The organism is Methylotuvimicrobium alcaliphilum 20Z (genome assembly GCF_000968535.2).
Taxonomy (GTDB): Bacteria; Pseudomonadota; Gammaproteobacteria; order Methylococcales; family Methylomonadaceae; genus Methylotuvimicrobium; species Methylotuvimicrobium alcaliphilum.
In genome coordinates this window covers 1641189-1657305 of record NC_016112.1, presented here as the reverse complement: position 1 = coordinate 1657305, position 16117 = coordinate 1641189, and the positions used below count along the sequence as shown (strand labels likewise).

Sequence of the window (16117 nt, the reverse complement as noted above, 5' to 3'; positions counted from 1 at the left end):
TTCCATGTGCTGAACAGCTGGGTTTCACGCTGCTCAACCTAGCCTTCCTACCTGTATGCTATGCCTTTCAGGCAACTATTCCAACACCTGAAAAAACGTCTCGTCTTCCCTGATCATCCCTAATTCATACCGCGCTCTTTCCTCGATGGCCTCTTGACCTTTCCTCAAATCGAGAACCTCGCCATAAAGGGCAGCATTACGTTCCTTTTTTTCCTGTACCTGCAAGGCCAATTCATCCAACCGACTTTGATAGTGATTGATTTGAACAATGCCTCCATCGCCGAACCAAAGGCGATATTGCAGATGCACGATGATCGCAATCAGCACCGCGACGAGAATCTTGAAATTATTCATTGAACGGCTCATCCTGAATCAGGGCGGCGACAGTGCCGCCCCTTTTCAGACAAATCAGAGCATTTTGAATGCACTGCGGCCCGCGTATTTCGCCTGAGAGCCCAATTCGTCCTCGATCTTCATCAAACGATTGTATTTGGCAACACGATCGGAACGACTCAGAGATCCTGTTTTGATCTGACCGGTTCCGGTCGCGACGACTAGATCGGCAATCGTCGTATCTTCGGTTTCACCGGAACGATGCGAAACGACGGCACTGTAACCGGCTGCATGGGCGGTATGAATCGCATCGAGCGTTTCGGTCAAGGTGCCGATTTGATTAACCTTGATCAAAATCGAATTGGCGATACCTTTCTCGATGCCTTCTTTCAAGGTTTTTGGATTAGTCACGAACAAATCGTCGCCGACCAATTGAATCATGCCGCCCAGCTTCTCGGTATGGATTTTCCAGCCGGCCCAATCGTTTTGATCCAGGCCGTCTTCGATCGAGATGATCGGATATTTTTTGACCCATTCGACGAAAAAATCGGTCATTTCTTCCGACGTGAAGCTACGGTTTTCCGCAGACAAGACATACTTGCCGTCTTTGTAGTATTCGGAGCTGGCCGCATCCATACCCAGATAGATGTCTTGCCCTGCTTTGTAACCGGCTTTTTCGATTGCTTCGAGAATCACTTCGATCGCTTCTTCGTTCGAGGACAAATTCGGTGCAAAACCGCCTTCGTCGCCGACCGTAGTTGCCAAGCCTTTACCTTTCAGTACTTTTGCGAGGTTATGGAATACTTCCGCGCCGTAACGAATCGCTTCGCGGAAGTTCGGGGCGCCGACCGGCAGGATCATGAATTCTTGCAAATCGACACTGTTATCGGCATGCGAACCGCCGTTGATGATGTTCATCATCGGCACCGGCATGATGAATTCGCCGCTGGTATTCATATAGTTGTACAAAGGCAGTCCCGCGTCTTTCGCTTCGGCATGTGCAGCCGCCATTGAAACGGAAAGAATCGCGTTGGCGCCTAAACGACCTTTGTTCTCGGTGCCATCCAATTCGATCATTTTTTGGTCGATAGCGGACTGATCGCCTGCGTCCATGCCAAGGATCGCGGAACGAATTTCAGTATTGACGTTATCAACAGCTTTCAACACGCCTTTACCTAAATAGCGCGATTTGTCGCCGTCGCGCAATTCGATTGCCTCACGTTCGCCTGTCGATGCACCGGAAGGCACCATGGCGCTACCGATAAAACCTGAAGACAGAACCACGTCGGTTTCAATCGTCGGGTTACCGCGTGAATCCAAAATTTCTCTTGCACGAATGTCTACTATTTCAGCCATTAGGGTTCCTTATAAAGTTGTTTCGATCAAACTGCTTGCTTTCACAGCTCGATCCAGGGTGATTAAAATTTCAAGTAATTCTTTGATGCGATGCATAGGCCAAGAATTAGGGCCATCGCTAAGCGCCTCGGCCGGATTCGGGTGCGTTTCCATAAACAGTCCTGCAATACCGACCGCTACCGCAGCTCTCGCCAGAACCGGAACGAATTCGCGTTGCCCGCCGGAACAAGAACCTTGCCCGCCCGGCAATTGCACCGAATGCGTCGCATCGAACACGACCGGACAACCTGTATCTCGCATAACGGCCAATGAGCGCATATCCGATACCAGGTTGTTATAGCCGAACGACACACCGCGTTCGCAAACCATGATCTGCTGATTGCCGGTCGCTTTGGCTTTGTTTGCGACATTGGCCATGTCCCAGGGCGCCAAGAACTGGCCTTTTTTAATATTGACCGGTATGCCTAATTCGGCCACGCTTTGAATAAAATTAGTCTGCCGACATAAAAATGCCGGCGTCTGCACGACATCGACCACTTCGGCGACTTCTTTCAGCGGAGTGTCTTCATGAACGTCAGTCAATACCGGCACACCGATTTGCTGCTTGACCTTTTGCAGAATGGCCAACCCTCGCTCGAAACCGAGGCCGCGAAAACTTTCCAGCGACGAACGATTCGCTTTATCGAAAGACGACTTATAGATAAACGGAATACCCAATTCAACCGTGATTTCTTTCAGGAAACCCGCAGTTTCCATAGCCAGTTCCTCACTTTCGATCACACAGGGACCGGCAATCAAAAACAACGGTTTATCGAGCCCTACTTCAAAGTTGCATAATTTCATTTCTCGGTTTCCTTTTTATGAAGAGCGGCTGCGGCAACAAAACCGGAAAATAACGGATGCCCTTTACGCGGCGCCGAATTAAATTCCGGATGAAATTGGCAAGCCAAAAACCAGGGGTGCCCCGGAATTTCGATAACTTCGACCAAGCGCCCGTCGATCGATTTGCCTGAGAAGCGCATGCCGTTTTGCTCAAGCCTTTCAAAATATTTATTATTAAACTCGTAACGGTGCCGATGCCGCTCTCTAATCACTTCCTTCTGATAAAGCTCGTAAGCTAACGAGTCAATTTGCAAACGGCATTTTTGCCCGCCCAAACGCATCGTGCCGCCTAAATCGGAGTTTTCACTACGAACCTCCACCTGTCCTTCCGCATCCATCCATTCGGTAATTAAGCCTATTACCGGATGCGGAGAATCGGGTAGAAATTCTGTACTGTGCGCGCCCTCCAGATTGGCGACATTGCGAGCAAACTCGATAACCGCCACCTGCATGCCTAAACAAATCCCTAAATAAGGGATCTTATTTTCCCGGGCATACCTCACTGTCGCAATCTTACCTTCGACACCCCGCTCGCCAAAACCGCCGGGAACCAAAATCGCATCGACGGGCTTCAAAGCCGAAACGCCTTCCTCCTCGATCATTTCCGAATCGATATATTCAATCCTTACCTTATTTCGGGTTTTAATGCCGGCATGAATCAATGCTTCATGCAATGATTTATAAGCATCGGAATGATCGACATATTTTCCGACGATCGCAATCGACACTTCATTGAGCGGATGAGTTAAACCCTCGATCACATTTTCCCATTCGGTCAAATCGGCTTTAGGGACATCCAACCGAAGTTTTTCGACAACAATATCGTCCAACCCCTGCTCATGCAACAGCAAAGGAATACGGTAAATAGAATCGGCATCGATCGCGGAAATAACGGCTCTCTCAGCAACATTCGTAAACAACGCAATTTTACGACGTTCGATTGCCGGAATCGGTTGTTCGGAACGACAAATCAATATATCCGGCTGAATTCCGATGGTCCTAAGTTCTTTAACCGAATGTTGGGTCGGTTTGGTTTTGATCTCACCGGCCGACTTGATATAGGGAACTAGCGTCAAGTGAATGAAAAGCGCACGATCCCTACCCAATTCAACATACATTTGCCGGATCGCCTCCAGAAAAGGCAGCGATTCGATGTCGCCGACCGTGCCGCCAACTTCGATAATCGCGACATCCATGCCTATGGCACTGAGTTCGATTCGACGCTTGATTTCATCGGTAATATGCGGAATAACTTGAACGGTAGCGCCTAGGTAATCGCCTTTGCGTTCTTTGCGCAATACATTTTCATAAATTTGACCGGTCGTGAAATTGTTCTTTTTGGTCATTGTGGTTTTAATAAACCGCTCGTAATGACCTAGATCAAGATCGGTTTCAGCGCCATCCTCGGTGACGAATACCTCACCGTGTTGAAAAGGACTCATCGTACCGGGGTCAACGTTGATATAAGGGTCCAACTTTGTCATCGTCACTTTCAGCCCTCGCGCTTCAAGAATAGCTGCCAACGACGATGCGGCAATGCCTTTACCCAACGAGGAAACGACACCACCGGTAATGAAAATAAATTTGGTCATGTAAGAAATGAAAAATTTCGGGAGACGGCTTTTAAATAGCCAAGATTAAAATTTACCTATTTTAATCGACTAAGACACATTCGTCATGGCCTTTCCGGTTTTTATTTTTTTGCGACCGAATTAGCCGAATACACCCTGGCTTGTTTTCACAATAAAATTCGGAACCGATCCAAAGATCGGCAATTGCCGCCAAGCGCCCGTCTAAATAGATTAATGGAATACTGGGCCTTTCCCAAGGAGGGATATCAGCTTCCTGATAAAGATTTTTCAATCGATGCCGCCCATCTCGATTCGGCAAAGCAATTTTTTCCCCGCCGCTACGAAACCTAACGTCGATATGCGACCTAAACCAAACCGATTGATCAATTCCAGAGGGGGCATAAGCAATTTTCAGTTCCGCACCGTCAGGCAAGTCAAGGGGAGCTTCGCTATTCGACCATATAACGCCTTGCTCCGGTAATTCAACGGTTTGCTGCGGCACACAAAACAAGCTATTCCGAAAACGGCGTATCGTATGCTTTTGATTCTGCAACCGCAGGTCACCAAATGGCGACTGAATCATGGATAAAATGCGCAACACAAAAGCACGGGAGGGCATTTTTAACCCCAAACTCGCGAACCATTGCCGAATAACCAATGCCTGCTCCGCCACATCAAGCTTTACCAAAGCCGAAATCGATAGTGTTGCATCCTTTGTTTGATAGACTTGTTTGAATTGATCGCAAGCTAATTTACTCAATAGCTCAGATGCTTCCGCGCAATGAACCGCTGAACGAGAGACTGTTTTATCAATGGACGGCCAACGCTGCTTGAGTAAAGGAACAATTTCATTGCGTAAAAAATTACGATCGAAGTCAATGCCTTGATTACTGGGATCTTCAATAAAATTGAGATCATGCTGTCGGGCGTATTGGTCGATGATTTGTTTTGGTGTATTCAATAAGGGCCTCAATAGCACCCCTTTGCCAAAGGCCATTATTTCAGGCATGCCTGAAAGCCCTTGCAAACCCGCCCCTCGAAACAATTGCAATAAAACGGTTTCCAATTGATCCTCTCGGTGCTGAGCCACCATCAAAACATCGTTTTTCGAAAGCAAGGCCTTTAGGGCATCATACCGCGCATTCCTGGCAGCCTCCTCGGGGCTTTCACGACCGGCGCTTCGCGCATCGACATAAATATCGATAAAATCGACACCCAATTGCTCAGCAATCGACCGGCAATGAATCGGCCAAACATCGGCTACTGCTTGCAAACCGTGATGCACATGAACAGCGGTAATTTTATTTTGTAGCAAAGACATTGGAGCACACAGATGCAACAACACATGCGAATCTACTCCGCCGCTATAGGCAATATAAACTTGTTGCGGTGATTTTAATTTTTGCAGGCTTAATTCAACGACTCGCGACTCTAATTGAAGCATTTAATTTACCAATTGTTAACCAAATTTGGATGCCGAGGAGCCAATCAAAGGCTCAGCACCTAAATTACCCAGGATAGTTATCATCGCCAATGGAACGGACTATGAAATTAAGGTGCAGAGTCTTGCATACCTTTCGCACTTCAAATTGAAGTGCGAAAGGTATAAGTTGATTTTAATGAAATGTGAAATAACGCTCGGACAAAACAACATAAAAGAGCTAGTCTTTTTTATAAGAGCAAAGCAATAAAGAAACATGCAATTGAATTTAAAAGACTGAAATTAGTCTATATAATTCCACTAAGCACTCATATTTCACAAGGGTTTGGCTATGGATATTTCACCAACAAACAGCGCATTGAATCTTATCAACGGCGCACAACACAAATCAGCCGAAGCGGCACACAAAATTGCCACATTACCGATAAAAAACGATGAAGTAGGCAGTTCTGAATTTGAGCCTCTAGACATTATTAAACCGGTACTCAGCTTAAAAGAAGCGGAATTTGAAACATCCGCAGCCGTCAAAATTCTCGAAACCGAGAAAAAAACGATAGGAAGCTTATTAGATATTAAGGCTTAAAAAAGACCTGAGACTAAGAAACGATTCTCAACCGAGAGACTAAAGCTGAGTTTACAGCCTTCTTTGGTCGTATCGCTGGATTTCCGATGCGCTAATTTACCCGATTTTCCGCCTACCCCTCCCAGCTCCATTCGCCTTCCCTGCTAACTGCTAACTGCTAACTGCTAACTGCTAACTGCTAACTGCTAACAATTTACCCTAAGCCATCAACCCGAAACAAGGCAACTAACAATCCACCCGAACTTCGAAACCAAGCGTCCTGATCTCGCCCGCAAAATCTCGCATGACTTCCGGCGACAACGGCTTCATTTTTGCCGCTTCCGGCTGCATCGACGGGCGCGCAATGGTATAAAGCATAATTTTACCAATCGCCACACCATCGTTCTTGATTCTTTTTAAAAATTGCAAATACGCGTTTTTTTCCACGTCGGTCAACCCCTGACCGGAATAATCGACGAGACAAGTTTGAATTTTAGTCTGACAGATGGCTGCCGAAATCTTTAGATTTCTTAATGCCGACGCCATCGTTTGCGCGGTATTATTAATCAAATCTCGCCCGGCATCGGTAGCACTATCGAACTTAAACCAAACTTCTCCCCCATAACGATGCAGTGATCGAAGTCCGTCCTGAACCTTCGACTGATGCATTAAACTACCATTGCTAATCAAAACAAAACCGCTATTCGGTAGCACCCCCATTTCAGTGGCAACACGGCCGATCAAATCGACCGCCTTATCGAAATCCTTAGCGCTGGTCGGCTCGCCGTTTCCCGAAATCGCAATATCTTTGATTACTCGATTACGGGGGGCGACTTGAAACCGGTCAAAAAAATCGCCATGCAAGACATCGCTCAAAAACCGCCTCAATTCTTTTTCCAATAATGGAAAGTCAATCGGCGGCGCAGCGCCCAACGTTAAATCGGGAACTTGACAATAAATACATCGCCAGTTGCAAGCATTGTTGATATTAAAATTGACACCGCTCGACAAGCCTCCGGCGCGTCTTGAGAGAACGGGATAAATATAAGTTAATCCGGCTGAATCTCTACTATGATCGGTTATTGTTAATCGTGTTGAATTTGTCACTACCTTAAGAATAAGAGTCAAATATGCTATTCTAGTCGTTCACAATCTTTCCCTGTAACATTTTTATTAAGGAGATCATTATGAGCGAAAGAATCATCATGCGTACCGGCGAATCACTCGTAGCAGGCGGGCCTCCGGGAACTGCAGCCGAACCGGAAGTCGTCATCGGCGAACTGGACGGACCGGTCGGTACAGCGCTTGCTACTCTGACAGGAGACCAAGTCAAAGGTCATAGCCGGGTTTTCGCAATTTTGAATACCGACATTCAAGTCCGCCCCGTCACTTTAATGGTTAGCAAGGTCACTGTTAACAATAGCCGTTACACCAACATATTAATGGGCACCGTTCAGGCAGCTATCGCTAATGGTGTACTTGATGCAGTTCGCGCGGGCGATATTCCGAAAGAAAAAGCGAACGATTTGGGAATCATCTGCTCGGTATGGCTTAACCCAAGCGTCGCAACCGACGACAACCTCAACCACCAAATCCTGTTCGACATTCATCGAAAAGCGATGGCACAAGCCATCCATAAGGCCATGACCAATACGCCGGATATCGATTGGCTTCTGGAAAATCAAGAAAAAATCACTCACAAATATTTCCAGATGGGCCTTGACGGAAAAATTTAAATGGTTCGAGGATTGCCCCCGACATCAGCTTTAAAAACTTGATTTTTAGTTTGGCGGTTTCAGTCGTGATATTCGCGACTGAAACCGCTACAAAATAAACTAGATTTCCTCCAACAAGCGATAAACCAATTCCTTTATATTTTTCGGTTCGAACGGCTTATCACAAATCGCGGAAACTCCGGCCTGCTGAATTTTATTGAGCGTTGCTTGGTTCGACTCACTGGTTACCATTAATATCGGAATCGAGCTATTTTCCCTATTGGCTCGTATCGCCTCGATTAATTCCTGACCGTCCATTTCCGGCATATTGTAATCCGTCACGATCAAGTCGAAGGCATCCGGCGACTCGGCGAATATCGCCAATGCGTCCGTCCCGTCGTTTGCCAACGTTACGCACTGTATCCCCATATTGTTGAGCACTTTGGTAATATGCTTTCGTGCCGGCGCACTGTCATCGACCAACAAAACCCTGACAGTCTCGATATCATAAGAGTCTAATTCCAGTTCCTCCGGATCGACAAACTCGACCGAAGCGCGTAATGCCCTTTTCAAATCGGCATGATCGAACGGTTTGGGTAAAATTGCCACAACGCCGGCTTGACGTATCGGCTCCAGCGCCGCTCGACTGGTTTCGCTGGAAATCAGCATGCACTGCATATCCTGAAAATCGTCCGATTCCTTAATTCGGGTAAACAACTCGGTCGCCGTGGTATCGGGTAAGTACATACTGCTAATCAGCAAGTCCGGTTGATAATTGCTGATAGCCTCCAATGCCTCCTCGCCTGAAGAGACGCCATTGATGTACTTGACCCCTTCTTCCTGCAAATGCTTCACAATGAGTTTCAATTGCGGAACCGAAGGCTCGATCAGGACAATAGACAAGTCCGAGATAGTTAATTTATGCATGATTTAGTCGATGGATTAGAAAAGCGAAAACGATCGCACTCAAAAATTAATTCAAACTGAAAATCCCAATCGCCGACCATTACTTAAAATCAACGACTCCGAGCGCCTTAATCGTCTCGCCGATAATTATCAATAAACCCGTCCTGATTCGGCATGACAACAGCCGGCAACAATTGTGCGTTCATTTCGTCGTCCGGGCCGATAATACGATTGAGATAAAGCAAATAGGCGGTTACCGCATAGACTTGATCATCGGTCAGCGACCCAGGATTCGATAACGGCATGGAGCGTCGCGTAAAATCGAAAAGAGTCGTCGCATACGGCCAATAAGTACCGATCGTTTTATCCGGCGGATCGTCGATCAAGGAATGCTCGGCGCCGGCCAACTCCTCGGCGCTACCGCCACGCCCTTCCGGACCATGACAACCGATGCAATGCGCCCGGTAAACGACCTCACCTTCGCGAGCGCTACCTTGCCCTGAGGGCAAACCCGCCCCATCGGGAAAAACATCTCTATTCCATTGTTTCAACATCGCCGGCGACGCCTGAATACCTAATCCGGGACCGATCAGTTCTTCGGCTACAACCATATTAGCCGAGCCGAGGCTAAAGCATAGCAGACTCTTAAAGATAGACATGACTAATCTCACCCGCTTCCGTAATGGCCCAACTCACAATAGCATTATAATGAAAATAACCATGCCGGCCGCGCTTTGCGATCAACTCGGAACGTTCCGGCTGAACCGCACCGGTTTCGTCGAACGCACGGCTTTTGAGCACAACGTCTTGCCCCTGCCATCTCCAAGGTATCCGGAATCGCGTGAAACACTGCGGCAATACCGGCTCTTGTAACTCGGCCTCGGCCCAACTCTTACCGCCATCGGCGGATACTTCAACTTTCGCGATTTTACCGCGACCGCTCCACGCCAAGCCGCTAATCTGGTACAAACCGTGCCGGTCGAGCCGATGCCCGAACGATGGATGGGTAATCACCGACTTCGGCTCCATCACGAAGCTAAATTGCCTCGCCTTACCCGAAGGCAACAATTCGGTGTATTTAGCGGTTTCGTTACGAGCCATGACAGGTTTAGCCGCAAGGTGTAATCGCCTGAGCCATTTGACATTGAGCACCCCTTCCCAACCCGGAACCAACAGCCGCAACGGATAACCGTTCTCGGCCCGAAGTCGTTCGCCGTTTTGATATAAGGCCAGTAAACAATCGTCGAGCGCTTTGTCGAGCGGCAAACTGATATTCATCATCGACGCATCGCCCCCTTCGGCGATGATCCATTTTGCACGGCCTTTAATGCCGGCCTCCTGAAGGACGACACTCAACGGCACGCCGGTCCATTCGCTGCATGAAGCCATGCCATGAAAATAGCCGACTTGGGTTTGTATCGGCTCGCTCCGCCAACCGGCATTGCTATTGCCGCCGCATTCAATGAAACATAAACGGGATTGCATCGGATATTGCAATAAATCCGATACCGAAAACGTCAAAGGACGTTTGACTAAACCATGTATCAACAAGCGATGCCGCTCAGGATCGATTGCCGGCACACCGTTGTGATGGCGCTCGAAATGCAAACCGCTTGGCGTAACAATACCCTCGAGTTCATGCAGCGGGGTCCACGATACGCCATTACCCGGAGCATCGTCGTTGGCCATAATCCAACGAATCACCTTTTTTTCATAGTCGGATGGCGCCCCGTAATTAGAAAAAGGCTTGCCCGGTTGTTTCGTCCACGATTCACGCTCGAGTTCGGCCGTTGCGGTCTGTGAACTAAGCGCACCCCAAGTTGCGGCGGTAAAAATCAAACCTTGCTTTAAAAACAGGCGCCGATCGAGCAAACCGCCGCCCGCAGCATCAAATTCGGTACTGGATTGAACGGTTTTTACCGATTGCTTAGGCATCGACCGGTACGGATTTTTTAAAACGTTTCCGGGCCCAAATACCTTGCGCGATAAATCCCAAATAAATCGAGGCAACCATAATGAATGCTTCGGGGTTGCCCAATCCCAAGCCCGCAACCGCAGGCCCCGGACAATAACCGCTCATCCCCCAGCCGATACCGAAAATCATCGCCCCGCACAAAAGCGGTTTGTCTATTGATTTCTTCCTAGCGACATGAAATTCCTCAGCCCATATTGGTCTCGGACGTTTTAAGATGAAACGAAACGCAATAACGGAAACGGCCAAAGCTCCCATCATCACGAAGGCCAAACTCGGGTCCCAGCGTCCTGCGACATCGAGAAAACCCAAAACCTTATTCGGGTCGGTCATTTGCGACAACGATAAACCGAACCCGAACAGCGTACCGCTCAATAAAGCCGCTAAACAATGCTTCATACCCCGACTCCCATAATATGCCTGATACAATAGACCGTAACGACACCGCTGATCATAAAAATCAAAGTCGCCGTTATCGAGCGCAACGATCCGTTGGCGATACCGCAAATACCATGACCGCTTGTGCATCCGCTACCCATGCGAGTACCGAAACCGACTAGAAAACCGCCCACGGCCAACAGCCAATAAGGATAGTCGGAACGCGGCGTGAAAAACCCTGGATTGAACCAATTAAACAGTAAAGCGCCTAATACCAGACCGATTAAAAAATTGAACCGCCAAAGCCACTCCGACTTCGGGGAATTGAGTAAACGATGCATGATGCCGCTAACCCCGGCCATGCGACCATTTAGCCATAACAGCAAGGTGGCGGCCAAACCGATCAATGTTCCGCCGAGAAAAGCCGAGAACGGTGTAAAATTTTCCACAAAGAATTCCTGAATAATTTTGAAATTTAAAAAATAACCCTTATATACCCTTTACTAGTCAAATTTCGGCATCGGGGTGCCCGTCAAAGGACGCCGTGAACCCAGCACCTAAATTATCCAAGATAGTTAACCATAGCCAATGGACTATGGAATTTAGGTGCTGGGTGAATACGTCCATGTAGGCTCTATGACAGCATCCATGCTGCCAAAGCCTTTGCAAGCGCCATGGATGGCGTGAATGTCGATTTTGCAGGAGCAAAAATCGACCGAACACCCCGACGCCTCCATACGCTAATGCCGAAATTTGAAGTGCGATAGGTATATACACACATAGGAAAGTGCATTTTATTGTTTTTTGAGAAAAGCCTTAAAAGCTACCCGCTAATATTAACGCTCGAGGATTCAGTCAACAAGGCAAAAACATATTGGCCAAAGAATCTTTTATACCCTTTGCTAGTCAAATTTCGGCGTCGGGGTGCCCGTCAAAGGACGCCGTGAATACGTCCATGTAGGCTCTATGACAGCATCCATGCTGCCAAAGCCTTTGCCGAACACCCCGACGCCTCCATACGCTAATGCCGAAATTTGAAGTGCGATAGATATAACCCAAAATGAACAGTTGGCATGTAATTATTCAGTCCCCCGAAAATTATCGTTCCCACGCTCCGGCGTGGGAACGCCTGAGTACCGCTCCAGCGGTACGAGACGCTAGAGCGTCTCGGTCTTCATTCCCACGCCGGAGCGTAGGAACGATAGGGGGTGTGAATAATTACGTTGGCATGTGTTGTAGACCGTTCGTACTGAGCCAAGTCGAAGCATGAACGGTCTACAACACTTTCACCGCATTGGTGAAGTCTCAAACTACCCTTCACCGCTTCGACAGGGCTCTCCTGAGCGTAGCCGAAGGGCTCAGGGCGAACGGTAGTTGAAGCACTCAAATGCTCTTTTTAGGTTTAAACTTTTACAAATTTCCTTACGCGCCATAAGCAACAGAAAAGAAGGTTAAATTTATGAATAAAAAATATTTTTTACCGTTACTACTGTTAATTGTCACATTTTCCCCTCTCTCATTCGCGCAAACGGGCGGTATCGAAAATCTTCGCGAAACCAGTAAAGCGTTTGCATCGGTCGCACGGCAAGCTTCTCCCTCGGTTGTCTTCATCCAGGTGGAAAGCTCTCGTGAAGGCGTCGCGCAAACACCCTTTGCTACTCCGTTCGGAGACGAATGGCCTTTCGGCGATGATTTTTTCCGGCGTTTTTTCGGTGACGAATTTCCCGGCACGCCAAGACGCCCGGGACCGGCCCCTACCCCGCAACAACGGGCGCCCGCGATAGGCCAAGGTTCCGGCTTCGTTTTTGCGTCGAAGCGAGGCTTGTTGAGCGAAACCTCCTATATCATCACGAACAACCATGTCGTTGCGAATGCCGACAAAATTCGCGTGACATTCCAAGACGGGCGGGAATTCGTCGCCAAGATTACCGGCACCGATCCTAAATCGGATATTGCCGTCATTGAAATCAAGGCCGGAAACTTACCGGCCTTGCCGCTGGGCGACTCGACAAAACTGGAAGTCGGCGAATGGGTCGTGGCCATCGGCAATCCGTTCGGCTTGAGCCATACGTTGACCGTCGGGGTCGTAAGCGCCAAGGGCAGAACCAGCCTCGGCATCAGCGATTATGAAGACTTCATTCAAACCGATGCCGCGATCAATCCCGGTAATTCCGGTGGCCCGCTCGTCAACCTGGATGGTGAAGCAGTCGGCATCAATACCGCGATTTTTAGCCGCAGCGGCGGTCATATGGGTGTAGGCTTCGCAATCCCGATCAATCTGGCTAAATCGATCGCCGACCAATTGATCGAACAAGGCGAAGTCACGCGCGGCTATTTAGGCGTCGTGATTCAGCCGTTGACGCAGGAATTGGCCGAGTCCTTCAACTTGACAACGCATCAAGGCATTTTAATCGCACAGGTCACCGATGATTCGCCGGCGGCGAAGGCAGGCCTCAAAGCCGGCGACATCGTGACCCAATACCAAGGCCGGCCGGTCAACGATATCGGCGATTTCAGAAACCGCGTCGCGCTGACACCGCCCGGCAAAAGCGCCAAAATCGAGATCTTGCGCGATGGAAAATCGCGAACAATCGACATAAAAATCGAAAAACTCGGCGATCAACAAATTGCAGCGGCACAAGCGCCCGCCCAAAGCACCGAAGAACTGGGCTTGACCGTGCAGACCGTGACTCGGGAACTGGCGCGACAATTTAATGCAACTCCCGGCCAAGGCGTCATCGTCACCGAAGTCAATCCGGGCTCGATTGCCGCAATGGCCGGCATACGCCCCGGAACTGTAATCCTGCAAGTCGACCGTAAACCGGTTAATTCGGCCAACGAATTCAATCGCGCCGTCAACCAAAGCAAGGATAACAAGCGGGTCTTGTTACTGATCAGCGATCGCGGCATGTCCCGCTATGTCGTCTTGCAATGGCGCTAAACGCATTCGTGTACTTCGCGGCCCAATTGCTTTTCTAGGTTTAACCTAAATTCGGCAGTTTAACCATGAAGCTCATGAAGTCTTTCAACCTATAAAAAGTATTTTGTCCACGAAACACACGAAAATCACAAAAATATTCAATTAGTTACACTATCCATATTGCACACCCATTGGGTTGATAAAAAGTTTCCTGATTAGCAAGATGCTTCGGCTTGCCGAAGCCAAGTGTCCGAGCAGGGGCCAGTCGTAGTCGCAAAAACTAAAATATGCTGTTACCCAAGCTCCAGCTTGGGTAACCTGTTCTGGAAGCTCTAGCTTCCCGACAATCAAGAAAAATTGAACAAGCGAGTCGGGGTTGATTGAGAGTGAGCAGAGGTTGTGTCGGTCTCAGGAAGCTGGAGCTTCCGGGGTGTTTTTCCCAAGCTGGAGCTTGGGAAAAAGCGTGATGTGGTGGCCGTTTTTAGCTTGACGCGCATGGCTTACGAACCCCATCTTGCTAGGGGTTATGCTGATCTTTGGGCTTTAGCTGAAGAAACTTGCTAATCAGGAAAAGTTTTATGTAACCGTATGATTAATTTCGTGTATTTCGTGATTTTAGTAGACTGCCTGCCGAGTTTAGGTTCAACGGCTTACTCTAAATTTTTGAATAACCTTCTAGGGAGGCGGAAATAATTTGCATAGGTAGAATAAGCCATTGAATTAACTTCTTATTCTTCATGGTGAAATGCTTTTTTAGATTTAATGATTTTCCTAACTCATTCCATATAAATGACTCAACAAAATAGACGACTGCAACTCGACCGCGACCATATTTGGCATCCCTACACATCAATGACAGCACCGACGCCGGTTTATCATGTTGCCAGCGCTTCCGGAGTCATGCTTAAACTGGGCGACGGCCGCGAATTGATCGACGGAATGTCGTCTTGGTGGTCGGCAATACACGGTTACAATCACCCCAAACTCAATCAAGCGGCCACTGAACAATTACAATCGATGGCCCATGTGATGTTCGGCGGCATTACGCATACGCCGGCAATCGAATTGGTCGAGCGTCTATTGAAAATCACCCCCGAGGGCTTGAGTTCGGTGTTTTTGAGCGACTCCGGCTCGGTCAGCGTCGAAGTCGCATTGAAGATGGCCATTCAATATTGGCAAGCGCTCGGCAAACCCGAAAAAAACCGATTCGTGGCGCTTCGGGGCGGTTATCACGGCGATACCTTCGGCGCGATGTCGGTCTGCGACCCGGTTACCGGCATGCATCATTTATTCAATCCCGTATTGCCTCAGCACCTTTTCGCGCAGCGGCCCGCTTGCCGTTTCGGCGAATCTTGGAATCCGTCCGATATCGATTCGTTGGAATCCATTCTATCGAAGCACGGCGACTCCTGCGCGGCGGTCATTCTCGAACCAATCGTACAAGGCGCGGGGGGCATGTGGTTTTATCATCCCGAATATCTGAAATCGGTAAGCGCCTTGTGCAAAAAATATGATGTCTTGCTGATCGCCGACGAAATTGCGACCGGCTTCGGTCGTACCGGCAAACTGTTCGCTTGCGAACATGCCGGCATTTCTCCGGATATTTTGTGTCTCGGCAAGGCCTTAACCGGCGGTTACCTGACGCTAGCCGCAACATTAACGACCGACAAAGTCGCTGAATCGATTTCGGAAGGACCGGCCGGCTGCTTCATGCACGGGCCGACATTCATGGGGAATCCACTGGCCTGCAGCATCGCATCGGCAAGCATCGACTTATTACTCGATTCGGATTGGCAAAGCCAGGTCACGGCCATAGAAGCCGGGCTAAAAAAGGGCTTGGAACCGTGCCGCAACCTGGCTAGCGTCGACGATGTCAGAGTGCTCGGCGCTATCGGTGTCGTTGAAATGAAAAACCCTGTGTGCCTTTCCGAAATTCAAGACCGCTTGGTTAAACAAGGCGTTTGGTTAAGGCCTTTCGGGCGTTTAATCTATACTATGCCGCCTTATATAATCGATGAACATCAACTGCAAAAATTAACCGAGGCGGTTTTTCAAACCTTACAGTAATCGATTCAATAAGC

Annotated in this window: 15 protein-coding genes; 4 read left to right on the top strand and 11 right to left on the bottom strand. The window is 48.6% G+C overall.

Annotation, left to right across the window (positions count from 1 at the left end; translation table 11 throughout):
* Positions 1-75: 75 nt before the first annotated feature.
* The 5 genes from ftsB to tilS all read right to left on the bottom strand — a co-directional run bounded on the left by ftsB (position 76) and on the right by tilS (position 5586).
* On the bottom strand, positions 76-354 hold the full coding sequence (ftsB, locus tag MEALZ_RS07145; RefSeq protein ID WP_014147946.1) for a cell division protein FtsB: 279 nt from the start codon (positions 352-354) through the stop codon (positions 76-78).
* Between the two features lie 54 nt (positions 355-408).
* On the bottom strand, positions 409-1689 hold the full coding sequence (gene eno, locus MEALZ_RS07140) for a phosphopyruvate hydratase (protein WP_014147945.1): 1281 nt from the start codon (positions 1687-1689) through the stop codon (positions 409-411).
* A gap of 9 nt (positions 1690-1698) precedes the next feature.
* On the bottom strand, positions 1699-2532 hold the full coding sequence (kdsA, locus tag MEALZ_RS07135; RefSeq protein ID WP_014147944.1) for a 3-deoxy-8-phosphooctulonate synthase: 834 nt from the start codon (positions 2530-2532) through the stop codon (positions 1699-1701).
* Positions 2529-4163 (bottom strand): CTP synthase, encoded by a 1635-nt coding sequence (locus MEALZ_RS07130; protein WP_014147943.1) that lies wholly within the window; start codon positions 4161-4163, stop codon positions 2529-2531. The genes kdsA and MEALZ_RS07130 overlap by 4 nt, the downstream gene beginning before the upstream one ends.
* Positions 4164-4224: 61 nt before the next feature.
* Entirely contained in the window at positions 4225-5586 is a 1362-nt protein-coding gene (gene tilS / locus MEALZ_RS07125; protein ID WP_014147942.1) for a tRNA lysidine(34) synthetase TilS, read from the bottom strand.
* A 328-nt stretch (positions 5587-5914) separates the two neighbouring features.
* Between tilS and MEALZ_RS07115 the strand changes: the two genes are divergently transcribed.
* Positions 5915-6166 (top strand): hypothetical protein, encoded by a 252-nt coding sequence (locus MEALZ_RS07115; protein ID WP_014147941.1) that lies wholly within the window; start codon positions 5915-5917, stop codon positions 6164-6166.
* A gap of 225 nt (positions 6167-6391) precedes the next feature.
* On the opposite strand, the gene MEALZ_RS07110 is transcribed toward MEALZ_RS07115, so the two are convergent.
* Positions 6392-7252, bottom strand: a complete 861-nt coding sequence (locus tag MEALZ_RS07110; RefSeq protein WP_046061038.1) for a radical SAM protein — start codon at positions 7250-7252, stop codon at positions 6392-6394.
* Positions 7253-7332: 80 nt separating this feature from the next.
* On the opposite strand from MEALZ_RS07110, the gene MEALZ_RS07105 reads away from it, so the two are divergent.
* Positions 7333-7881 carry a formaldehyde-activating enzyme gene (locus tag MEALZ_RS07105; RefSeq protein ID WP_014147939.1) on the top strand — a complete coding sequence of 183 codons (549 nt, stop codon included), beginning with the start codon at positions 7333-7335 and terminating at the stop codon, positions 7879-7881.
* 99 nt (positions 7882-7980) lie between these two features.
* Here MEALZ_RS07105 and MEALZ_RS07100 read toward each other — a convergent pair whose 3' ends face one another.
* From MEALZ_RS07100 to MEALZ_RS07080, 5 genes are all read right to left on the bottom strand, one after another.
* On the bottom strand, positions 7981-8787 hold the full coding sequence (locus MEALZ_RS07100; RefSeq protein ID WP_014147938.1) for a response regulator: 807 nt from the start codon (positions 8785-8787) through the stop codon (positions 7981-7983).
* A 107-nt stretch (positions 8788-8894) separates the two neighbouring features.
* Positions 8895-9425, bottom strand: a complete 531-nt coding sequence (locus MEALZ_RS07095; RefSeq protein ID WP_014147937.1) for a c-type cytochrome — start codon at positions 9423-9425, stop codon at positions 8895-8897.
* A complete protein-coding gene (gene soxC / locus MEALZ_RS07090) occupies positions 9412-10701 on the bottom strand; it encodes a sulfite dehydrogenase (RefSeq protein WP_014147936.1) in 1290 nt (429 codons plus the stop codon). The genes MEALZ_RS07095 and soxC overlap by 14 nt, the downstream gene beginning before the upstream one ends.
* Positions 10694-11137 (bottom strand): YeeE/YedE family protein, encoded by a 444-nt coding sequence (locus tag MEALZ_RS07085; RefSeq protein ID WP_014147935.1) that lies wholly within the window; start codon positions 11135-11137, stop codon positions 10694-10696. Before MEALZ_RS07085 ends, soxC begins: the two co-directional genes overlap by 8 nt.
* Positions 11134-11565 carry a YeeE/YedE family protein gene (locus MEALZ_RS07080; RefSeq protein ID WP_014147934.1) on the bottom strand — a complete coding sequence of 144 codons (432 nt, stop codon included), beginning with the start codon at positions 11563-11565 and terminating at the stop codon, positions 11134-11136. Before MEALZ_RS07080 ends, MEALZ_RS07085 begins: the two co-directional genes overlap by 4 nt.
* Positions 11566-12575: 1010 nt before the next feature.
* On the opposite strand from MEALZ_RS07080, the gene MEALZ_RS07075 reads away from it, so the two are divergent.
* Both MEALZ_RS07075 and bioA read left to right on the top strand, forming a co-directional pair.
* Entirely contained in the window at positions 12576-14057 is a 1482-nt protein-coding gene (locus tag MEALZ_RS07075) for a DegQ family serine endoprotease (RefSeq protein WP_014147933.1), read from the top strand.
* Between the two features lie 768 nt (positions 14058-14825).
* Entirely contained in the window at positions 14826-16103 is a 1278-nt protein-coding gene (gene bioA, locus MEALZ_RS07070; protein WP_014147931.1) for an adenosylmethionine--8-amino-7-oxononanoate transaminase, read from the top strand.
* Positions 16104-16117 lie beyond the last annotated feature (14 nt).

Coding starts and splice junctions, on each gene's coding strand:
- ftsB (WP_014147946.1), bottom strand. CDS start 354: ATGAATAATTTCAAGATTCTCGTCGCGGTGCTGATTGCGATCATCGTG.
- eno (WP_014147945.1), bottom strand. CDS start 1,689: ATGGCTGAAATAGTAGACATTCGTGCAAGAGAAATTTTGGATTCACGC.
- kdsA (WP_014147944.1), bottom strand. CDS start 2,532: ATGAAATTATGCAACTTTGAAGTAGGGCTCGATAAACCGTTGTTTTTG.
- MEALZ_RS07130 (WP_014147943.1), bottom strand. CDS start 4,163: ATGACCAAATTTATTTTCATTACCGGTGGTGTCGTTTCCTCGTTGGGT.
- tilS (WP_014147942.1), bottom strand. CDS start 5,586: ATGCTTCAATTAGAGTCGCGAGTCGTTGAATTAAGCCTGCAAAAATTA.
- MEALZ_RS07115 (WP_014147941.1), top strand. CDS start 5,915: ATGGATATTTCACCAACAAACAGCGCATTGAATCTTATCAACGGCGCA.
- MEALZ_RS07105 (WP_014147939.1), top strand. CDS start 7,333: ATGAGCGAAAGAATCATCATGCGTACCGGCGAATCACTCGTAGCAGGC.
- MEALZ_RS07100 (WP_014147938.1), bottom strand. CDS start 8,787: ATGCATAAATTAACTATCTCGGACTTGTCTATTGTCCTGATCGAGCCT.
- MEALZ_RS07095 (WP_014147937.1), bottom strand. CDS start 9,425: ATGTCTATCTTTAAGAGTCTGCTATGCTTTAGCCTCGGCTCGGCTAAT.
- soxC (WP_014147936.1), bottom strand. CDS start 10,701: ATGCCTAAGCAATCGGTAAAAACCGTTCAATCCAGTACCGAATTTGAT.
- MEALZ_RS07085 (WP_014147935.1), bottom strand. CDS start 11,137: ATGAAGCATTGTTTAGCGGCTTTATTGAGCGGTACGCTGTTCGGGTTC.
- MEALZ_RS07075 (WP_014147933.1), top strand. CDS start 12,576: ATGAATAAAAAATATTTTTTACCGTTACTACTGTTAATTGTCACATTT.
- bioA (WP_014147931.1), top strand. CDS start 14,826: ATGACTCAACAAAATAGACGACTGCAACTCGACCGCGACCATATTTGG.